The organism is Rhodococcus sp. IEGM1428 (genome assembly GCF_050321865.1).
Classification (GTDB): domain Bacteria; phylum Actinomycetota; class Actinomycetes; order Mycobacteriales; family Mycobacteriaceae; genus Rhodococcoides.
The window spans coordinates 1,137,218-1,151,868 of the sequence record NZ_JBNQFW010000001.1 but is presented as its reverse complement, the minus strand read 5'-3'; the positions used below and the strand labels follow the sequence as shown (position 1 = coordinate 1,151,868).

At 64.9% G+C, this 14,651-nt stretch carries 13 protein-coding genes; 1 reads left to right on the top strand and 12 read right to left on the bottom strand.

The annotated features are described in order from the left end of the window. Positions 1-122 precede the first annotated feature (122 nt). The 4 genes from ACQR3T_RS05345 to ftsY form a co-directional block, all read right to left on the bottom strand. Positions 123-2,654 (bottom strand): [protein-PII] uridylyltransferase, encoded by a 2,532-nt coding sequence (locus ACQR3T_RS05345; RefSeq protein WP_094618813.1) that lies wholly within the window; start codon positions 2,652-2,654, stop codon positions 123-125. Further along, on the bottom strand, positions 2,644-2,982 hold the full coding sequence (locus ACQR3T_RS05340; RefSeq protein WP_019664269.1) for a P-II family nitrogen regulator: 339 nt from the start codon (positions 2,980-2,982) through the stop codon (positions 2,644-2,646). The genes ACQR3T_RS05345 and ACQR3T_RS05340 overlap by 11 nt, the downstream gene beginning before the upstream one ends. Before the next feature lie 72 nt (positions 2,983-3,054). After that, positions 3,055-4,359, bottom strand: a complete 1,305-nt coding sequence (locus ACQR3T_RS05335; protein ID WP_371829143.1) for an ammonium transporter — start codon at positions 4,357-4,359, stop codon at positions 3,055-3,057. Positions 4,360-4,546: 187 nt separating this feature from the next. Next, complete coding sequence (ftsY, locus tag ACQR3T_RS05330; protein WP_428692708.1) at positions 4,547-5,944, bottom strand: signal recognition particle-docking protein FtsY; 1,398 nt, start codon at positions 5,942-5,944, stop codon at positions 4,547-4,549. Between the two features lie 94 nt (positions 5,945-6,038). Between ftsY and ACQR3T_RS05325 the strand changes: the two genes are divergently transcribed. After that, positions 6,039-6,671, top strand: a complete 633-nt coding sequence (locus ACQR3T_RS05325) for an MSMEG_1061 family FMN-dependent PPOX-type flavoprotein (protein ID WP_032377034.1) — start codon at positions 6,039-6,041, stop codon at positions 6,669-6,671. Positions 6,672-6,683: 12 nt separating this feature from the next. Here ACQR3T_RS05325 and smc read toward each other — a convergent pair whose 3' ends face one another. The 8 genes from smc to ACQR3T_RS05285 form a co-directional block, all read right to left on the bottom strand. Further along, the gene (gene smc / locus ACQR3T_RS05320; RefSeq protein WP_428692707.1) at positions 6,684-10,337 is read right to left on the bottom strand and encodes a chromosome segregation protein SMC; all 3,654 of its coding nucleotides are present in this window, start codon (positions 10,335-10,337) and stop codon (positions 6,684-6,686) included. Between the two features lie 64 nt (positions 10,338-10,401). Beyond that, on the bottom strand, positions 10,402-10,677 hold the full coding sequence (locus tag ACQR3T_RS05315) for an acylphosphatase (protein WP_032377032.1): 276 nt from the start codon (positions 10,675-10,677) through the stop codon (positions 10,402-10,404). Continuing rightward, positions 10,674-11,588 (bottom strand): SMP-30/gluconolactonase/LRE family protein, encoded by a 915-nt coding sequence (locus ACQR3T_RS05310; protein ID WP_428692706.1) that lies wholly within the window; start codon positions 11,586-11,588, stop codon positions 10,674-10,676. The genes ACQR3T_RS05315 and ACQR3T_RS05310 overlap by 4 nt, the downstream gene beginning before the upstream one ends. Continuing rightward, on the bottom strand, positions 11,588-12,016 hold the full coding sequence (locus ACQR3T_RS05305) for an OsmC family protein (protein WP_032377030.1): 429 nt from the start codon (positions 12,014-12,016) through the stop codon (positions 11,588-11,590). Before ACQR3T_RS05305 ends, ACQR3T_RS05310 begins: the two co-directional genes overlap by 1 nt. A 124-nt stretch (positions 12,017-12,140) precedes the next feature. Continuing rightward, positions 12,141-13,007 carry a bifunctional DNA-formamidopyrimidine glycosylase/DNA-(apurinic or apyrimidinic site) lyase gene (gene mutM / locus ACQR3T_RS05300; RefSeq protein WP_428692705.1) on the bottom strand — a complete coding sequence of 289 codons (867 nt, stop codon included), beginning with the start codon at positions 13,005-13,007 and terminating at the stop codon, positions 12,141-12,143. After that, entirely contained in the window at positions 13,007-13,789 is a 783-nt protein-coding gene (gene rnc, locus ACQR3T_RS05295; RefSeq protein WP_428693062.1) for a ribonuclease III, read from the bottom strand. The genes mutM and rnc overlap by 1 nt, the downstream gene beginning before the upstream one ends. Before the next feature lie 26 nt (positions 13,790-13,815). Next, positions 13,816-13,998, bottom strand: coding sequence for a 50S ribosomal protein L32 (gene rpmF, locus ACQR3T_RS05290; RefSeq protein ID WP_032397784.1), 183 nt, complete (start codon positions 13,996-13,998; stop codon positions 13,816-13,818). After that, the gene (locus ACQR3T_RS05285; RefSeq protein WP_032403173.1) at positions 13,999-14,607 is read right to left on the bottom strand and encodes a YceD family protein; all 609 of its coding nucleotides are present in this window, start codon (positions 14,605-14,607) and stop codon (positions 13,999-14,001) included. It abuts the gene before it with no gap. Positions 14,608-14,651: the final 44 nt, after the last annotated feature.

Here is a 14,651-nt window from a genome sequence, read left to right as displayed (position 1 = left end):
GCCGAGTCGTCCTGCGTGTGGTGACGAACATAACAAATTGATATCGGGGGTAAACCCACCGGCCGTAAGTTCGTGAGAAGTCACCACGGAGTGTCGGTTTGCGGTTGTGTTCCGACCAGCGGTCAAGTGCCTTCCGGCTTCTCCGGAGGCTTGGGCGGTTCCGGGGCCGGTACAACCGCGAGCAAGGCTCGTTCGAGATCCTCTCGGACCGCCCTGCTGTCCGCTCCCGCCAGGTCGATGCAGAAGGAGTCGACCACCGAGCTGCCCAGTGTCGACACGCGAGCCCAGCGGATATCGGATCCCTGCTGTTCGATGGCACTGGCCAGCCTGCAAAGAAGACCGAGCCGGTCTTCTGCTCGTAGTTCGAGCACTACCTGACCTGGTTCGTGGTCGTCGAACCAGAGCACCCGAGGCGGAGCCTGCGCGTAGAGAACCGGTACCGCCGAATCCTCGCCGTCGTCCTCGACGGTCTCGGCTCTGGCGTCGCGTTCCTTGGCGTCGAGTACCGCGACGAGGTCGAGTTCTCCGGCCTGAGCGCGGATGATCTCCTGTCGGAGCAGACCGGCCTGCGGCGGAGCTCCGAACAGCGGCGCAACGTCGAACGAGTTGATCGCCGACCCCTCGTGACTGCCGAGCGAGGCAGAAAGCACGCGCAGCGAGTGCAGCGCCAGGACTCCGGCAGCGTCCGACAGCAGTCCCGGGGTGTCGGGCGCGACGACCGTGACGACGAAGGTGTGGAGCCCGTCGGTCGGCGCGATGTCGACGTGCACACCTCCCCGCGCGGCCAGCTCGATGTGAGCCGGGTCGAGTGGGTCCGGGGATGGCAGAGACTCCCCCGCCATCACCAATCGACAGCGTCGCACGAGCTCGCGAATGAGCGACGCCTTCCAGTCCCCCCAGACTCCGGGACCCGTGGCGAGCGAATCCGCTTCGGCGAGAGCATGAAGCAGCTCCAGCAGGATGGTGTCGGCACCGAGTGCGTCGACGACGGTCTGCACGGTTGCAGGGTCGTCGAGGTCGCGTCGGGTGGCGGTCTCCGGTAGCAGGAGGTGGTATCTCACCATCGACGTCAGCAGCGCCACATCCGACGGCCACAGCCCGAGCCTGTTACCGATCTGGATTGCGAGATCTGCTCCGACGACGCTGTGGTCGCCGCCGCGACCCTTGCCTATGTCATGTATCAGCGCGCCGAGAACCAGCAGATCCGGACGCGCGACTCTGGTGGTCAAAGCGCTTGCGTAGGCAGCAGTTTCGACCAGATGCCGATCGACGGTCCACGTGTGCACCGCATCTCGCGGCGGTAGGTCGCGTACTGCGCCCCACTCCGGAATGAGTCGGCCCCACAGGCCTGTTCGATCGAGCGCTTCGATGGCCGCAATGGCTTTGCGACCCGATCCGAGCAGCACGAGCAGATCGTTCAGAGCCTCCTTCGGCCAGGGCTCGCGGAGTTCGGGTGCGCTGTCCGACAACCGGTTGAGTGTCGATGCCGACATCGGCATTCCGGTCTGTGCCGATGCCGCGGCGACGCGCATGATCAGGCCCGGATCCTTGTTCGGTCGTGCGTCACGGGCGAGTACCACCTCACCGGCGTGTTCGACGACCCCCTCGTCCAGCGGACGACGAACCGGGACACGACGAAGACGTGAAAGGCCTTTCCTCGGCAGCGAATTGCCGGCAGTACGCAATCCGACATCGACCGAGTAACTGATGGTGCGAGCGGAATCGCTCAGCACGCGTGCAAGATCGAAGCGATCGCCGATGCGGAGCGCGGCACCGATTTCATCGGCGTCCTGCGCGCGCAGTTGATCCCGCGCTCGGCCGGCAACACGGTGCAGCTCGGTGCGGACGTCGAGAAGTCTTCCGTGCGCGAATGCCAAACCGCCACCGGGCGATTCGGGGCCGAGACCGGGCATACCGTCGGTGAGTTGGGCGATGGAGAGGGCGTCGAGAAGCTGTACGTCACGCAATCCGCCGCGGCCACTCTTGAGCTCGGGCTCGGCGCGGTGCGCGATTTCACCGCTGCGCGCCCACCGGCCGCGGGTCTGCTCGATCAACTCGTCGAATCGTCCGCGAATTCCGGTGCGCCACTGGCGACGTACGCCGCCGATGAGCAGATTGCTCAACTCGACGTCGCCGGCGATATGGCGGGCCTCGAGCATCCCGAGCGCTGCCGTCATATCGGCCGCGGCTACCTGGAGAGCCTGCGGCACCGTGCGCACACTGTGATCGAGCTTGATATGGGCGTCCCACAGTGGATACCAGAGCTTGTCGGCGACCTCGGCCACGATTCGCGGTTCGAGATCGTCGTGCAGCAGTATCAGGTCCAGATCCGAGTACGGCAGCAGTTCACGGCGTGCCAGACCGCCGACAGCGACGATCGCAAAGCCCGAGTCCGGTTTGATCCCCAGCTCGGCACCTTTGGTGGTCAGCCAGAACTCGTGGAGATCGACCAGAGCCTGCCTCAGCGACGGAGCATCGAGGCGACGGTTGCGCGTGCCGCCGTCGAGCAGTTGTTTTCTGGCGCGAGCGAGATCTGCTGCAGCATCGCTCGTGCCCTTCGATGCGGAGCCCGTGGAGACCGAAGGCCCCGATCCTGACGCTTTCGCGCCAGAACCGGGGCCCCCGGCCCGAGACCCTTTGGGGTCAGAGTGCATCGGCGCCACGTTCTCCGGTGCGGACTCGGATGACCGAATCGACCGGGGAAACCCAGACCTTGCCGTCACCGATCTTGCCGGTGCGAGCGGCCTCGACGATGACCTCGACGACCTTCTCGACGGCAGCGTCGTCGACGACTACCTCGACACGCACCTTCGGAACGAAGTCGACCGAGTACTCCGCACCTCGGTACACCTCGGTGTGGCCCTTCTGACGGCCGTAACCCTGAACTTCACTGACTGTCATTCCGAGTACGCCGGCCTGCTCCAGCCCCGTCTTGACGTCCTCCAGGGTGAACGGTTTGACGATTGCCGTGATCAGCTTCATTTTTGATTCCCTTCACAAGACCTCGAGTGCCCGTTGTCGTACGGTGCAGCGTTCACGTCTATCTCTACCTTGTCAGGCGAAATCATATGCAGTCTCAGCGTGCTCGGCTTCGTCGATGCCGTTGGCCTCTTCCTCGTCCGACACGCGCCAGCCGAGAGGCTTGAGCGCGAACGCGATCACCGCGGTGACGATCGCGGTGAAGATCAGCGCGAACAGTGCGATGACGATCTGCACCACGAGCTGCTTGTAGTCGCCGCCGTAGAAGAGACCGGTCTCCGAGCCGAGGAAGCCGATTCCGATGGTTCCCCACAGGCCTGCGACGAGGTGCACGCCCACGACGTCGAGCGAATCGTCGTAGCCGAACTTGAACTTCAGGCCGACTGCCAGAGCGGAGAGAACACCGGCGATGACGCCGAGGATCATGGCGCCGACAGGCGTCAGTGCGCCTGCGGCCGGGGTGATGGCGACCAGACCGGCCACGATGCCCGAGGCAGCGCCGAGGCTGGTGGCATGCCCGTCACGGATGCGCTCGGTGATGAGCCAGCCCGCAATGGCCGCTGCGGTGGCGGCAGTGGTGTTCACCCACGCCACACCGGCGATGCCGTCGGCTGCGAATGCGGAACCTGCGTTGAATCCGAACCAACCGAACCACAGCAGTGCAGCACCGAGCATGACGAACGGAAGGTTGTGCGGACGGTAGGCGACCTTGCCGAATCCGGCGCGCTTGCCGATGATGATCGCCAGAATCAGGCCCGCGATACCGGCGTTGATGTGCACGACAGTGCCACCTGCGAAGTCGATGGGAGCCACGTTGGCGACAGTGTCACCGTCGTCGTTGACCATCGTTCCGAAAATCTTTGCAGCCAGACCCTTTTCGGACCCGGAGAGCAGTCCGCCACCCCACACCATGTGGGCCAGCGGGAAGTACGCGAGGGTGACCCAGATGCCTGCGAATGCCAGCCACGTGCCGTACTTGACGCGGCCTGCGATGGAGCCGCTGATCAGTGCGACCGTGATGATCGCGAAGGTGACCTGGAATGCCACATCGATGATGTTGGCGTATCCCCATGCACCGGCGATGTAGTTACCGTCGGCATCGGTGATCGAATCCTTGAGTCCGAAGAACTCGAACGGGTTGGCGAAGACGCCACCGATGTCCTGGGTTCCGTAGGACATCGACCAACCCCACAGGAAGTAGATGATCGAGACGACGGCCATTGCTCCGAACGACATCATCATCATGTTCAACACGGACTTCGACTGCGACATACCGCCGTAGAAGAACGCCAAGCCCGGCGTCATCAGCAGTACCAGAGATGCTGCAATCAGCATCCACGCGGCGTTGCCGGAGTTGGCCAACATATCCTCGGGACTCACGTACACCCTCCATTCTCCTGCACACCGGTTGGCGCGCCGTTACGCAAGAAGAGTGGTTTCACGAAGTTTCATCCGTGACACTCGGGTGTTTCGGACATGTGAACGCATGACCGAATTCTGTTGCAAAAAGGTTTCGTGCTGGCGTTTGTGCTTTTCGCCCGGTTCGCGGACAACCCGAAGGGCTCGATCAGCCGAGCAGCGCGTCGACGAACGCTCCCGGCTCGAACGGGGCCAAATCGTCGGCACCTTCACCGAGACCGACGAGCTTGACGGGCACCCCGAGTTCACGCTGCACCTGAAAAACAATGCCACCCTTGGCGGTTCCGTCCAGTTTGGTCAACACCACACCGGTGATGTCGACGATCTCCGCGAAGACACGAGCTTGGGTCAGCCCGTTCTGGCCGACGGTCGCGTCGAGAACGAGCAGAACGTCGTCGACGTGGGCCCGCTTCTCGATGACTCGCTTGACCTTGCTCAGCTCGTCCATCAGACCCGATTTGGTGTGCAGGCGTCCCGCCGTGTCGACCAGAACCACGTCGACTCCGTTCTCGATTCCCTTGCTCACCGCGTCGAATGCGACAGCAGCCGGATCTGCGGCCTCCTTGCCACGCACCACCTCGGCACCGACTCTCTCGGCCCAGGTCTGCAACTGATCGGCCGCGGCCGCGCGGAACGTGTCGGCGGCTCCGAGCAACACTCGCCTGCCGTCCGCCACCAGCACGCGAGCAAGCTTGCCGGTGGTCGTGGTCTTGCCGGTGCCGTTGACTCCGACCACCAGCAGCACGGCAGGCGCACCGTCGTGCGGAAGCGCTCGAATCGACCGATCGAACTCGGGATGAAGTTGCGCAACGAGAATCTCGCGCAGAAGTGCTCGCGCATCGGACTCGGTGCGGATACTGCGCGCCGCCATCTGCTCGCGCAGGGTGCGCATGATCTCTGCGGTGGTCGCAGAACCGATATCGGCGATCAGCAGGGTGTCCTCGACCTCTTCCCAAGAATCCTCGTCCAGGTCACCGCCGCCGAGCAATCCGAGCAAGCTCTTGCCCACCGCGGACTGAGAGCGCGCCAGGCGACCGCGGAGCCGATCCAGCCGACCCTCGGTGGGATCGATGGTGTCCAGTCGAGGAGCAGGAGCCTCGGCGTCCACGGCCGGTTCCGGCACTGCGGGCTCGGCCGGCTCAGGGGGCTCGACAACCGGCTCCTGAGGCTCGATGACCGGCACCTCGGGTTCGAGCACCTCCGGCTCGTCCTGGGTGGGAGTGGGTGCCACCGGCGTCGGCTCGACCGGGGAGGTCTCGACGGGCTTCGGGGTAGGTGGAACAGGCTTGGGCGCAGGTGGAACGGGCTTCGGGGCAGGCGCGACGGGCTCGGCGGTCGCCGTGCCCTGGCTGAACGAGAAACCACTGCCCGCCGTATAGCCACCGGATCTGTCCTTGGTGGCCGCGTCCTCGATCCGAGCCGCCTCGTCCGACTTGAGCGACACTCTCCGCCGACGGGAGAGCACCAACCCGACGACGAGAACGACCAGTAGGACAGCGGCGATCGCCGCGACGATGATCCACGCTTGGTTACTCACGTACCCCATCCTGTCAGGCGTTCACGGCCGTTGGTCACCGGTGGTGCTCCGCCCGAGAAAAGCACTGTCCCCCACCCGAGCCGTGTCGATAGCATCTGTAGGCATGGAGTGGACGACGGTGCGCGATGCCGACCGATTGACGGAGATGTTCGGCCAACCGAGCTTTCGAGCCGCGAACAAGGACCGCAGCACACTGCACCCGCTGGATGTGCAATGGCTCGCTGCCTCGCCCTTCTGCCTGATGGGTACCTCGGACGCGAGTGGACGATGCGACGTCTCCCCCAAAGGTGACCCGCCCGGCAGCTTGGTCCACGTCATCGACGACGCCACGATCGCCCTTGCCGAACGTCCCGGCAATCGTCGGATGGACGGCTACCGGAACATTCTCGAGAACCCTTTCGTCGGATTGAACTTCTTCGTGCCGGGGCGCGGTGACACTCTGCGCATCGCCGGTCGCGCGTCACTGGTGACCGATGCACCGTTCTTCGACGAACTGCAGGTCAAGGGCCACCGGCCGATCATGTGCCTCGTCGTCGACATCGAGCAGGTGTTCCACCACTGCGCCAAGGCGTTCATGCGGTCCAAGTTGTGGCAGCCGGAAACATGGGATGCGGAGTCCATTCCCGATGTCGCGTCCTTGACGAAGGCATTGATTCCGCAGGCCCCCGAGACCGTCGAGGAGCTGCGCGAGTACTACGGACCCTCGTACGCCGAGCAGCTCTACCCGAAGCAGTAGGCGGGACCGGTCCTACGAGACCGCGTCCGGTTCGACCACGGGTGCTGTCTCCGGCTCGGCTACATCCACCGCAACGCGTTCTCGGTTCAATCGCTGCGAGATGACCGTGGTGATGCCGTCACCGCGCATGCTGACGCCGTACAACGCGTCGGCCACTTCCATGGTCGGCTTCTGGTGCGTGATGACGATCAGCTGCGACTTCTCACGGAGTTGCTCGAACAACCCGATCAGTCGGCGCAGGTTGGTGTCGTCGAGTGCAGCCTCGACCTCGTCCATGACGTAGAACGGTGACGGCCGGGCGCGGAAGATGGCGACCAACATGGCGACTGCAGTCAGCGACTTCTCGCCGCCCGAGAGCAGGGACAGTCGCTTGACCTTCTTGCCCGGTGGACGCGCCTCCACCTCGATTCCGGTGGTGAGCATGTCCGACGGGTCGGTCAGAATCAGCCGTCCTTCGCCGCCGGGAAAGAGCTTGGCGAACACGCCGGTGAATTCTCTCTCGACGTCCAGCCAGGCCTCGGTGAAGACCTGCAGGATGCGGTCGTCGACGTCGGCGACCACGCCGAGCAAGTCCTTGCGCGCGGACTTGACGTCCTCGAGTTGAGTGGACAAGAAGTTGTAGCGCTCTTCGAGGGCTGCGAACTCTTCGAGAGCCAACGGGTTCACTTTGCCGAGTGTGGCGAGATCACGTTCTGCGCGTTTGGCCCGCTGCTCCTGAGTGGCGCGATCGAACGGCATCGGCGCGGGGGCCACAACCTGCTCACCGCGTTCCTTGGCGGCCTCGTACTCTGCCATCTCGAGCTCGGTCGGGGGCAGCGTCGCATCGGGGCCGTACTCGGCCACCAGATCGTCGAGGCCGATGCCGTGTTGTTCGAGAATCGTCGTTTCGAGTTGCTCGATTCGCAGTGCCGCCTGCGCACGGGCGACCTCGTCCCGGTGGACGGCGTCGGTGATGGACGCAAGCTGGCCTTGCAGGGCCCGAACCTGTTCCTTGACCTTGTCGAGTTCGACTGTGCGCGTAGCGCGTTCGGCGGAGAGCTCGTCGCGCCTTCGGGCCGCCGCAGCCACCACCGAGGCCAATCGAGCGGCGAGGTCCTCACCCGATTCGCCGACGGCAGCAGCCACTGCGGCAGCGTGCCGCCGGGCGGCGCCCTCGCGTTCGGCTCGTGCCCTGGCCTCGCGTTCGGCTCGCGCCGCTCGACGCAGCGAATCGGCTCGGCCCCGCAACGACTGCGCGCGCTCCTCGGCGGTTCGTACGTTCAGCCGCGCCTCGACCTCCACCGCGCGCACTTCGGTCAGTGCCGCAGCCGCCATCTCGCGCTCCATGGTGGTCGCCGCGTCACCGCTCTCGCCGTCTCCAGCGAAACCGCTCTGTTCGTCCTCTGCCGTCCGCAAACTGTCCTCGAGCTCACCCAGGCGCTCGATCGCTTCTTCGCGGCTCGCTTCGGCAGAACTGCGCTGGGTCGCCAATCGCGCGGATTCTGCGTGCGCCGAACGCGCCAGCTGCCCCAAGCGGCCCAACTGCTCGTACACAGCGGCCATCGCAGCATCGGATTCGTTCAGGGCTGCGAGCGCCTGCTCGGCGGATTCACGCCGGTCGCGCTGTTCCGCCAACGCGCCCGAGAGCGCGGCGTCGAGCTCCTCGGCCCGGCGTACTGCTGCCGTCAGCTCCACCGTCGACGTATCGATCGCCGACTGCACTTCCAGGGTGCTGGGTCGACGGTCCGATCCGCCGGTGACCCAGCCCGGCTCGACGACGTCGCCGTCCGTGGTCACGGCACGCAGTCGACTCGAATCCGAGACGAGCCGGTGCGCCGCGTCCAGCGAGTCGACAACCACCACACCGTCGAGCAATGCCGCCATCGCTCCGGCCAACCGATCCGGATACTCGATCAGGTCGAGTGCCCACCGAGCACCGCTCGGTAGCGTAGGCCGCTGAATTGGTTGTGCCGCAACAGTATTACCGTGCACGATGGACGCGCGACCGCCGTCGGCAGCGCGTAGGGCAAGCACGGCAGCGCGCGCGGCATCGAAGGATTCGGCGTGCGCAGCATCGGCCGCCGGACCCATGGCGACGGCGATCGCGATCTCGTACCCCGGCTCGACCGTGAGATGGCCGGCGAGCAGACCGGACAGACCGTCCTGCTGGTTCTCCACCAGCCATCCGGCACCGTCCTTGCGTTCGAGGCCCATGGTGAGCGCCTCGATCCTGGCCTCGAACGATGCCACCCTCTTGCCAGCGATGCGCTCTTCGGCCTGCAATTCCGATACCCGGGCGTCGGCATGGCGTAATGCGGCGACCGCTCGTTCGTAATGGGTGTCGAGGCTGAGCTCACTGGCGTCGAGGGTGCCGATCTGGTCCTGGACGCTCTCGAACTCACGTTGAGCCGACTCGCCGCGTTCTCTGGCCTCGTCGATGGCCACCGAGAGCCGCGCTACTTCGGCGTCGATGGACTCGACCTTGGTTCTGAAGGTGTCGACTCGACCGGACAGGCGCGCGAATCCTTCGCGGCGGTCGGCAACCGCGCGAACAGCGGCGAGGTGAGCACGCTCGGCGGCCGCGGCAGCAGATTCGCGCTCGGCGAGCTGTTCGCGGGCCGCTTCGAGGGTTTCCCGCGCCATCTCGACGGCCTCGACGAGTTCCATTTCTTCCTCGGCCGCGCGCTCGGCCTGTGCTTCGAGCTCGTCCGGATCCTGCCCGCGACCGGTGCTCTGGACGGCGTCCAGATGCCGAGCACGTTCGTGCGCGATGCGGACCGTCGCATTCACGCGTTCGGCCAGCGCGGACAGGCGAAACCACGTCTGTCCGGCCGCTTCGGCGCTCGGTGTCAGCCGTGCCACCGCCTGCTCGTGTTCTGCGAGCGCTACGGTTCCGGCTTCGAGGGCATCCTGCACCATCGCGTACTGCTCGCGAGCCGCTTCCTCGTCCTGGGTCTGGTTCGCGAATTCTTCACGTCTGGCCACCAGGTCGTCGGCCACCAACCGCAGCCGAGCGTCACGCAGATCTGCCTGCACGGTCTGCGCGCGACGCGCAACCTCGGCCTGCCTGCCCAGTGGCTTGAGTTGACGGCGCAATTCGGTTGTGAGGTCCGTCAGCCGCGCGAGATTGGCCTGCATCGCGTCGAGCTTGCGTACGGCCTTTTCCTTCCGCTTGCGGTGCTTGAGCACCCCGGCGGCTTCCTCGATGAAGGCCCGCCGGTCCTCGGGACGCGATTCGAGGATCGCCGCCAGTCGACCCTGACCGACGATCACGTGCATCTCGCGGCCGATACCGGAGTCGCTGAGCAACTCCTGGACGTCCATCAACCGGCACGAGCTGCCGTTGATCTCGTATTCACCGGCACCGTCCCGGAACATGCGTCGGGTGATCGAGACCTCGGAGTAGTCGATCGGCAGCGCACCGTCCGAGTTGTCGATCGTCAGAGTCACCTCGGCGCGGCCGAGGGGTGCGCGGCCGGACGTACCCGCGAAGATGACGTCCTCCATCTTCCCGCCGCGCAACGCCTTGGCACCTTGTTCACCCATCACCCAGGTCAGAGCGTCCACAACGTTGGATTTACCGGAGCCGTTGGGGCCGACCACGCAGGTGATTCCAGGCTCGAAACGAAGAGTCGTCGCCGAAGCAAAGGACTTGAAGCCCTTGAGCGTCAGACTCTTGAGATACATAGCGTCCGTACTTTACCGGTACGACGCAGCGATGTGCGCCGAGCCGTCCGCGGGCGGCGGCGGGTCACCGTTCCACGAAGCCTGTGAGGCCACCGCGGGCGCTCTCCCAGCTCTCGACGACCAGTGTGACCGTGCCCGGGGTGCCGCCGCCTCGGAGCAATTCCAGGAGTGCGTCGAGGCGCTGACGCGGACCCTCGGCTATCACCAGAACGCGTCCGTCCGCGTGGTTGGTCGCGTGCCCGACCAATCCCAGCTCCAGCGCACGCGAGCGAGTCCACCAACGAAACCCGACCCCCTGAACCAGGCCGTGCACCCATGCCGTCAGCCGTTCGTCCGTCATACCGGACTCAGCTTTCGGACCGTTCCGTCGAAACTCGTGGCGTACAACGCCTCCGAATCGAATCCGACTCCGCCGAAAGCAACCGACGAAGTCAACGGCACCCCAGTCGCGATGACACAGGACGATCCGGTCTCGGGATCGACACGGACGACCCTGCCCGCGAGATTCTGTGCGAGATAGACCGTTCCGTCGTCGGCCACGGTCAGATCGTCCGACATCGTGAGCGGTCCGAATCCGTCGACGCGAATGCGCGTGGACGGCCCCGCCGGGTCCTTCTCGTCGAGCACAATCACCGTCGTTTCCGGATCGAACGTAGTGGCCACGTAGATGTTTCCGCCGCCGACGCCGATTCCGTTGGCCGAACCCAGATCGGTACGCGCCGTCGACACCGAAACGACCGACCCATCGCCGCCGACTGCGATGCGAGTGAGCCCCGACGCGCCACCGAGATTTCGGGTGGTGAACAGATCGCCGGTCGCGGAGCGGGCCAGGCCGTTGGGCATGGTCAGGCCCGACGCGTACGTCGACCTGGCACCCGTGCCGAGATCGATCTTCTCGATCGTTCCGGTCCGCATGTCGAGAAGTCCTGCGGCAGCACTGTTTCCGGTCGTGAAGAATAGAGTGTCTCCGTCCCGTACCAATCCGCCCGGTGACTCGACGCCCGACACGAGAGTGCCCCGGTCCCCGTTCGGTGCGACGGTACGCAGAGCGCCCGGTCCGACCGGCGAGGTCTCGGAGACGATCATCGAGCCTCTGCCGTCGAATTCCAGATTCTCGAGCAGCCCGAATCCCGATGCCACCATGCTCACCGACCACCGAGTGCAGGTGCTCGACGCCTCCGCGGTGGGAGACAGGGCAACCGACGCTGCGAGAACAAGGCCCGCCACGACGGCGGCTGCCCCCACCTTCATCAGGCGTCCACGTCGATGTCCAGGTTGATCGTCGTACCGGCTTTCAGGGTCCGCCCCACAGTGCAGACCTTGTCGATCGCCCGCTCGACGACGGTGAGCAGTCGCTGCTGCGCATCGGGGTCCATCGCGCTGAGGTCGACGCGGAGGATCTCGTTCAATTCCGGATACAGCTCGTTCTCACGATCTGCTGCACCGGACACTTCGACGGTGGCGGAGTAGTCGTCCCCCAGTCGACGCGAGAGCGGTACGTCCGAGCTCATACCGGTGCACGCTGCGAGCGCGATCTTGAGCAGCTCGCCGGGAGTGAAAACGCCCTCGACCGACTCGGAACCGATGAGTACTTCGGCTCCTCGCGAGCTGCGACCGGTGTAGCGACGGGTGCCTGTGCGCTCGACCCAGAGGTTGGTCGGCGTGCTCTGTTCTGCCATGACCGAAATACTAGGCGGGCGGGTCAGGAGTGGAGCCTGCGGAATGACCTATCCACACAGGAGTGGAGCCCGCGGAATGACCTATCCACACAGGAGTGGAGCCTGCGGAATGACCTGTGAGCTCTCAGGTGCGGATGTGTCGGGGTCGCGGCTGGCAGGTGGGGCAGCTGAACGAGGAGCGGTTCATGAACTTCTCACGCCTGATCGGTGCTCCACATCGTGAACAGGGCAGACCTTCCTGTCCGTAGGCGTCGAGCGACCTGTCGAAGTAGCCGGACTGTCCGTTGACGTTGACGTACAGCGCATCGAACGAGGTACCACCCTGCGCCAGGGCCTCCCCCATCACCGCGTGCACGGCAGTCAGCAGTCGACGAAGAGCAGGCCGGGTCAACGTTTCTGCGATGCGGTTGCCGTGAATCTTCGCCCGCCACAGAGCCTCGTCTGCGTAGATGTTGCCCACGCCGGACAGCACGGTCTGATCGAGGAGAGCCCGCTTGATCTCGGTGTGCTTGCCGCGCAACACGTTCACCACGGATTCCGCGTCGAACAGCGGGTCGATCGGGTCTCGCGCGATGTGCGCCACCGGTTCGGGTACCGGTGTGCCGTCCACCGTCACGATCTGGGCGAGAGCCCAGCCGCCGAATGTTCGCTGGTCGACGAACCGAAGATCGGTACCGTCGTCGAGTCGTGCCCGAATCCGCAGGTGCTTCTCGTCCGGCGCGGACGGCGGCTGCACCAGCATCTGTCCACTCATACCCAGGTGCACGACAGTGGCGAAGTCGCCGGGCTCCATCACCAGCCACAGATACTTCCCACGGCGCCGGGCCGAGGAGACGCGCTGACCTCGCAGCTGACCGATCAGATCGAGGCCGCCGAGATCGTGTCGACGCACGGCACGGGGGTGCAGGACCTCCACCGAGTCGATGGTCTTGCCCACCACGTGGGATTCCAGACCGAGCCTGACGACTTCGACCTCGGGCAGTTCGGGCATCAGGAAGGGTTGGTCGTGGGCGCGTCGGCTACGGCAATGTCGTTGCCCGACAGCGTATTCCACGCCAAACTGGCGGCCTTCTGCTCGGCTTCCTTCTTCGATCTACCGACTCCGACACCACGGGGAAATCCACCGATCAACACGGTGGCAGTGAATTCTTTGTCGTGGTCGGGCCCGGTGGACGCAATCTCGTACGCGGGAACGCCGAGCGCGCGTTCTGCAGTCAATTCCTGCAGGCTCGTCTTCCAGTCCAGACCTGCACCGAGCTTGGGAGCGCGGTCCAACAGGCCGGCGAACAGGGTCAGTACAACGGTGCGAGCGACGTCGATGCCGTGTTGCAGGTGAATCGCACCCAGCATCGATTCCATACCGTCGGCAAGGATGCTCGGCTTGTCACGTCCGCCGGTCTGCTCCTCACCCTTGCCCAGCAGCAGATGCCGACCGAGACCGCCGTCACCGAGACCGCGCGCTACTTCAGCCAGGGCGTGCATGTTCACCACGCTTGCCCGGATCTTGGCCAGCTGGCCCTCGGACTTGGTGGGGTGCACCGCGTAGAGATGCTCTGTCACCGCCAGGCCGAGCACCGAATCGCCCAGGAACTCGAGGCGCTCGTTGGTAGGAAGACCACCGTGCTCGTAGGCAAACGAACGATGCGTCAGTGCCAGGGTCAACAGTGGTTCCGCCAGAGAGACACCGATAGCGGCGAGGAGCGACTCTCGGTCGTCCCCGCCGCTGACGGCAGTAGAACTATTCTTCTGTGAATCGTTGTTGCGACGATCCACTACTTCGTTGGTCACCGGAGCGGGAATCAGACCGCTGCGACGACCTGGCGGCCCTTGTAGGTACCGCACGAAGGGCACGCGATGTGGGGCAACGTCTTCTCGCCGCATCCACGGTTGGGGCACGTCACGAGGGTGGGCGCAGTGGTTTTCCACTGTGCACGACGCGACCTCGTGTTGGAACGCGACATTTTGCGCTTCGGGACAGCCACTTACTTCTCCTCGGCTTCGTTGTTCACAAGTTCTGTGCTCGGTTCTGGATCCACGCCAAATTTGGCTGCAAGTCCAGCCCAGCGAGGATCAATTGTATCGTGACTGTGGCCGGATTCAGCAATCGCCAGGCGAACGCCGCATTCTGGGCACAATCCCTCGCACTCGTCACTGCAGACGGGGTGGAGTGGAAGCTCCAGACCGACCGCGTCGACGATGACGGGTTCGAGATCTATCAGGTCGTCGACGATGCGGTGAATCTCGTCCGCATCCGTGGTCTCCTCGGTGATGCTGTTCGGGTATGCGAACAGTTCGGTCAAGTAGACGTCGACGTTGCCGCTGACCGGATCGAGGCACCGCGTGCACTCGCCGGCAGTGGCAGCTCGTACGGAACCGGTGACGAGAACGCCCTCCGATACCGCCTGCAACTGCAGATCGAGCGAGACCGGGACTCCGGCTTCGATGGCGATCGCATCGAGGCCGATTCGGGAAGGAGCCGGAACCGTCCGCTCGACGGTCTTCGTCGACCCGGGTCGACGACCGAGGTTGAGGATGTCCAGAACGAATCCGGCGTCCAGTTCAGGACGGGTCGTTCTCTTGGGCGGGGGCACGGCTGTTCTTCCTTACTGTCGGTTTGCCTACTGTCGGTAAGCAA

Coding starts and splice junctions, on each gene's coding strand:
- mutM (WP_428692705.1), bottom strand. CDS start 13,007: ATGCCCGAACTGCCCGAGGTCGAAGTCGTCAGGCTCGGTCTGGAATCC.
- ftsY (WP_428692708.1), bottom strand. CDS start 5,944: ATGGGGTACGTGAGTAACCAAGCGTGGATCATCGTCGCGGCGATCGCC.
- smc (WP_428692707.1), bottom strand. CDS start 10,337: ATGTATCTCAAGAGTCTGACGCTCAAGGGCTTCAAGTCCTTTGCTTCG.
- ACQR3T_RS05325 (WP_032377034.1), top strand. CDS start 6,039: ATGGAGTGGACGACGGTGCGCGATGCCGACCGATTGACGGAGATGTTC.
- ACQR3T_RS05310 (WP_428692706.1), bottom strand. CDS start 11,588: ATGAAGGTGGGGGCAGCCGCCGTCGTGGCGGGCCTTGTTCTCGCAGCG.
- ACQR3T_RS05340 (WP_019664269.1), bottom strand. CDS start 2,982: ATGAAGCTGATCACGGCAATCGTCAAACCGTTCACCCTGGAGGACGTC.
- ACQR3T_RS05315 (WP_032377032.1), bottom strand. CDS start 10,677: ATGACGGACGAACGGCTGACGGCATGGGTGCACGGCCTGGTTCAGGGG.
- ACQR3T_RS05305 (WP_032377030.1), bottom strand. CDS start 12,016: ATGGCAGAACAGAGCACGCCGACCAACCTCTGGGTCGAGCGCACAGGC.
- ACQR3T_RS05345 (WP_094618813.1), bottom strand. CDS start 2,654: ATGCACTCTGACCCCAAAGGGTCTCGGGCCGGGGGCCCCGGTTCTGGC.